Here is a 4,911-nt window from a genome sequence, read left to right on the forward strand (position 1 = left end):
GCCCTGAACTCAAGGAGAAACTCAGGGAAGGTCTAGTATTGGTTGAAACCTATCGCCAATTAGAGGGGTGCAATCGTGATCCTGCCCCCTTTGTCGATCGCCTCGTTACCTATCTCCAGGCAGGCCAGTACAAGCAAATTAAGGCCTACCGCCAAATTGCCATTCAAGAGCGCAAAGAACGCCTCACCAATGCGATTACCACGGCAATTCGCAACTCCCTCAATCCCACGGAAATTCTTACTCGCACCGTGGCGGAGCTGGGGGAAGCCCTCAAGGGCGATCGCTGCCTAATTTATCGTTGCCGCAGTACCGATACGCGGGTGCCCATCGAGCACGAGTACACTAGCGGTGCCCTCCCCCCCTTGCAGTACCAGTATTGGCCTGTGAGTGAGCACCCCTACACGCAGCAGGCACTGGTGCATCAGCAGGTGATTCAGGTGGATGATGTGGCCGCTGATCCCCACTATGAGGCCACCCGTTTCAAGCCCCTCGATGCCGCCGGCGTCAAAGCCCTCCTACTGGCGCCTGTTCTTTATCGGGGGCGACTTTTGGGCATTGTCGAACTCCACCGAGGCCAAGCGCTGCCGTGGCACGATATGGACGCAGAATTAGTGGAGGCGATCGCCACCCAGGTGGGGGTTGCCCTGATTCAGGCAGAGGCCTACGCCGATTTGGAAGAACTCAATGCGCAATTGGAGGCATTAGATCGTACCCGCAGCAATCTAATTGCAATTACAGGTCATGAACTGCGCACACCCCTTTCGACCATTCAAGTCTGCCTCGAAAGCCTAGCCAGCGAACCTGATATGGATCCAGAACTGCGGCAGGTGATGCTGAGTACCGCCCTCGCCGATGCTGAGCGCATGCGGAAACTGATTCAGGACTTCCTCACCCTCTCCCAGTTGGAAAGTGGCCGGGTGCAGTGGCGACCGGAACCGCTGTCCCTCCAGGAACTGGTGGATTTGGCCCTCAGTAGTTTGCGCACCCCCAAAGATCAACTCCCGACAATTCAGGCCATCTTGCCCGAGGAACTGCCCCTGGTGCGAGCCGATGGTGAGTGGTTGGTGGAGGTGCTCTCGAAGTTACTGGACAATGCCTGCAAGTTTACAGAGCAGTCGGGGCAGGTCTCCATTGCAGCAAAGCCCCGTCCTGATGGGTTATTAGAAGTAACCATAGCCGATACAGGGCGCGGTATTGAACCCGATCGCTTGGAAACGATTTTTGATCGCTTTTATCAGGAGGAGGGGGCACTGCGGCGCTCGGCGGGTGGTACAGGGTTGGGTCTAGCAATCTGTCGCCAGATTATTACCAATTTGGGGGGGCAAATTTGGGCGGAGTCGGCGGGGCGCGATCGCGGTAGTAAGTTTCACTTTACAATTCCCATTGCTGAGAGTTTTTAAATAATGAGCGCTTTGGGGAGCTATCAGTCCCGCCCTCTAGCCGTCGGCTCAGCGTCGGGAGGAGGTTACAAGAGACAACAACGAGGGGCAGCCCGTCATGAGTCAATCTTTTGCCGATACTGCCATTGACATTTTGATTGAGTTAGCGGAGCGGGGAGAAATTGACCCCTGGGATATTCAAGTTGTTGATGTCTGCGATCGCTGTTTGGCGGAGTTGGCACGGCGGGGGGAACCCAATCTCAGTGAATCGGGGCAAGCCTTTTTGTATGCAGCGATGCTGGTGCTCCTCAAGAGCGATCGCCTAGTGGCCGTTACTGAACCTTCACCAGCGGCAGCAGAAGGCGAGGAGCCGCCAGAGATTGGGGAAAACCAGTCCTTTGCGGTTTTGCCCCATGCCCTAGAGCAGCATTTGCATCGTCGCCCCGTGGCGCCCCCCCAACAATGGCGCCGCCTCACCCTTGAAGAATTAATTGGCCACCTGAAAACCCTGGCCATTCAGAGCGATCGCCCAAAGGGGCTGCGGCCTCATCAACGCCGGCAGCGTCGCCGTCCCACCACCCTCAAGGCCATTACCCAACTGGCTCACCAAGAAAACCTCACGGAGATGGCTAGGGAAGTGGAAAGCCTTCTCAGGGAAATGGCCCCCGAAGGTACATGGCTAGACTTCCAGGAGTTATTGCAGCGCAAGCCCGATTCCGTGGGTGTCTTTTGGGCGCTGCTGTTCCTCGCTGCCCAGTCGAAGGTGGATCTCCAACAAACAGATTTTTATCAACCCCTACAGGTGCGGACCTGTCTGCCTGACGCGATTTCCCTAGAAGACCTAGGTTAATGTCCTTCTGGGAGAAATGAAAAGCCCAAGGGTTTCACCCGCAGTAGAGCCTCGCTTAGGGCAGCGTGGAGATGACCATTGGTGGCTAAAATCCGCCCCGATGTCAGTTGAAAAGGAGATTGATCGTAGGCAGTAACGATGCCCCCAGCTTCACGGACAAGAACTACACCAGCAGCTAAGTCCCAAGGAGAGAGGCCCCGTTCCCAATAACCATCGAGGCGACCACAGGCAATGTAGGCCAAGTCTATGGCTGCTGCTCCGCCCCGCCGTACCCCTTGGGTCAGATGGGTCAGGTAGCAAAACTCAGCGTAGTTATTGTCCGCCGTTTCACGGCGATCGTAGGCAAAACCGGTAACCAAAAGACTGTGACTCAGTTCTGCGGTACTGGAAACGTGAATGGGCTGGCGATCGCGGGTGGCACCGAGGCCTGTTGCAGCGCGAAACAATTCTCGATGAAAGGGATCATAGACGACACCAATGTGGGGTTCCCCCTCCACTAAGAGAGCCACCGACACGGCACTAAAGGGGTATTGATGGGCATAGTTGGTCGTGCCATCCAGCGGATCAATTGCCCACAGGAATGGATTGTTCTTGAGTCCCGAAAGACCTGATTCCTCCGCCAACACCGCATGATCTGGACAATGGCGACGAATCACATCCAGTACTGCTGCTTCTGACTGGCGATCGGCCACCGTGACCAGGTCACCAGAGCGGCCTTTTTCCTCAATTTCACTTAATTTGCCCCAGTAGTGCTGAAGGACAGCACCCCCTGCTAAGGCCGCCTCCGTGGCAATTTCTAAGTAACGCTGTCGCTCACTCTCGGGCAGCGGGCAACTCACGGCTAACATAGCTGCTTAATCCTCATCGAGGGGCAGCCCCAACTGTACTCGTCCTTTGCCAAAGTAGCGGCCAAATTGCAGCTCATAGACCTCATCCTCATCTTGGGTTTCCACCTCAAGGTCAGAGCGGGCATAGCTCACACACAAAAGAGCATAGCCGCGGGCTTGCAGGGCTGGTGAGAGTCCCATGGCTTCGGGTTGATAGACATGGCCAGAGAGAATACGCACAGCACAGGTGGTACAGGCACCGTTGCGACAGGAAAAGGGCAACTCAAGGCCTTGGCTCTCAGCGTGTTGCAGGATATAGCGATCGCCCGGAACAGTAATTGTGTAGGTGCGTGTGGGTGGATCCCCTGACTTGAGGGGGCGCACATGAATAGTCACAGTGTAGGTTTGTGGCGTGCTCATGATCTCGCTCTCTTAGCGTGAAAGGGGCTGTCAAAGACCTAGCCTTGTCCCTTAGCTACAATACCGCAATCCCAACCTGCTAATGACAATGCTATGGTAGGAGCGGTTCTATGAGCCACATTTGTAGGGAGACCTAAAGTTATGAGTACCTTAGTGGTCATTGCATTTGATGATGAGTACAAGGCGAACGAAGTATTAATCCAGTTACTAAAACTCCAGCGTGAGCATCTCATTGACCTTGAGGACGCTGCGGTTGTCGTGCGCACTAAAGATGGCAAGGTTAAAATCACCCAGACTCAGGATTTAACCCTCCAGGGTGCCCTTGGCGGTGGCTTTTGGGGACTATTAATTGGTCTTTTGTTCTTCAATCCGCTCTTGGGCTGGGCTGCGGGTCTTGTGGCGGGAGCGATTTCCGGCAAATTTACCGATATTGGCATTGATGATAATTTCATCAAGGAGTTGGGACAAACCATTGCTCCTGGTAGCTCGGCCATCTTTACATTGGTCCGTCAAGCCACACCTGACAAAGTACTCGAGGAAATTGCTCCCTTTGGCGGTAAAGTCCTGCGCACCTCCCTGTCAAAGGAGGATGAAGCGAAGTTGCAGGAAGCCCTCAACCGAGGCAATGCGGCCTCCCAAGCGCCCGCCCCTAGCGAAGCAACGACCTCTAGTGAAACGACGAACAGTTAGTTTGTTGAGTTTGTCTTTGGTCTAGCTCTCGCCCTAAATATCTAAGTTGATTAGGATAATTTTGAGAAGTTTGGCCATTCCCTAGAGACAGCCTTTTTCCCAAGGATGGAACCCACTCAACACTGCGAAAGCAAGTGTCAGACAACACCGTTCCTTAATCCCGGTTTCAGAAAAGGGCTGTCACTGGGCATTGTGCTCAGAGTTAGGGATGCCAATTGGGAGTGTTGGGGAGTGGGAGACGGTGCGGGATCAAACTAAACCAACTGCAGGGATTGCGATCTTCAAGCGCTTTGGTAGGCGATCGCGCCAACTCAACCGTCTCGGCGCCCATGTTAACAACCAGTGGCGCCGCTACTTGCCTTGGTTGCAGCACTGGCAAGTGGCGGCTGGCCTCTCCCTGCTAACTTCCGTGGGTATTTCGGGGCTCTCCCTGGGGCTGCTGCTGCGGCAACCCACCACCCCCGGCAATTGTGATTTTGTCCTTTGGCCTCTGGCATCGGCCTCCTTTCGCCTCTACTGCGCCCAACAGGCGGCAGAGCGACACACCCTTGAGGATTTGCTCCATGCCATTGATCTCATTGACGACTTGCCCCGTGATCATCCCCTTGCCCCTGAGATTAATCGCCGCTTAGAGGTGTGGTCTGATCAGGTGTTGGCCTTAGCAGAGGTAGCCTTTCATGAAGGGCAATTAAATCGGGCGATCGGCTTTGCGCGGCGGATTCCCCGGGAGGTCGCAGCCTATGCC

At 55.0% G+C, this 4,911-nt stretch carries 5 protein-coding genes and 1 pseudogene; 4 read left to right on the forward strand and 2 right to left on the reverse strand.

What is annotated here, in order from left to right:
• Both H8Q75_RS07840 and H8Q75_RS07845 read left to right on the forward strand, forming a co-directional pair.
• On the forward strand, positions 1 to 1,400 hold a 1,400-nt coding region (locus tag H8Q75_RS07840; protein WP_297041080.1), incomplete at its 5' end, for an ATP-binding protein.
• Positions 1,401 to 1,497: 97 nt separating this feature from the next.
• Positions 1,498 to 2,229, forward strand: a complete 732-nt coding sequence (locus tag H8Q75_RS07845; RefSeq protein ID WP_024124708.1) for a segregation/condensation protein A — start codon at positions 1,498 to 1,500, stop codon at positions 2,227 to 2,229.
• Here the strand turns inward: H8Q75_RS07845 and H8Q75_RS07850 are convergent.
• Positions 2,226 to 3,077, reverse strand: a complete 852-nt coding sequence (locus H8Q75_RS07850) for an inositol monophosphatase family protein (RefSeq protein ID WP_024124707.1) — start codon at positions 3,075 to 3,077, stop codon at positions 2,226 to 2,228. The two genes, H8Q75_RS07845 and H8Q75_RS07850, sit on opposite strands and share 4 nt — an antisense overlap.
• Before the next feature lie 6 nt (positions 3,078 to 3,083).
• Positions 3,084 to 3,476 (reverse strand): 2Fe-2S iron-sulfur cluster-binding protein, encoded by a 393-nt coding sequence (locus tag H8Q75_RS07855; RefSeq protein WP_024124706.1) that lies wholly within the window; start codon positions 3,474 to 3,476, stop codon positions 3,084 to 3,086.
• 141 nt (positions 3,477 to 3,617) lie between these two features.
• On the opposite strand from H8Q75_RS07855, the gene H8Q75_RS07860 reads away from it, so the two are divergent.
• Both H8Q75_RS07860 and H8Q75_RS07865 read left to right on the forward strand, forming a co-directional pair.
• Positions 3,618 to 4,166, forward strand: a complete 549-nt coding sequence (locus tag H8Q75_RS07860; protein ID WP_024124705.1) for a DUF1269 domain-containing protein — start codon at positions 3,618 to 3,620, stop codon at positions 4,164 to 4,166.
• 241 nt (positions 4,167 to 4,407) lie between these two features.
• Positions 4,408 to 4,911, forward strand: a pseudogene (locus tag H8Q75_RS07865) (hypothetical protein); the annotation flags it as partial.

It is taken from the genome of Thermosynechococcus sp. OHK43 (assembly GCF_014466085.1).
Classification (GTDB): domain Bacteria; phylum Cyanobacteriota; class Cyanobacteriia; order Thermosynechococcales; family Thermosynechococcaceae; genus Thermosynechococcus.

Excerpts from the sequence above, each read along its gene's own strand:
- H8Q75_RS07850 (WP_024124707.1), bottom strand. The coding sequence starts at position 3,077 with ATGTTAGCCGTGAGTTGCCCGCTGCCCGAGAGTGAGCGACAGCGTTAC.
- H8Q75_RS07860 (WP_024124705.1), top strand. The coding sequence starts at position 3,618 with ATGAGTACCTTAGTGGTCATTGCATTTGATGATGAGTACAAGGCGAAC.
- H8Q75_RS07855 (WP_024124706.1), bottom strand. The coding sequence starts at position 3,476 with ATGAGCACGCCACAAACCTACACTGTGACTATTCATGTGCGCCCCCTC.
- H8Q75_RS07845 (WP_024124708.1), top strand. The coding sequence starts at position 1,498 with ATGAGTCAATCTTTTGCCGATACTGCCATTGACATTTTGATTGAGTTA.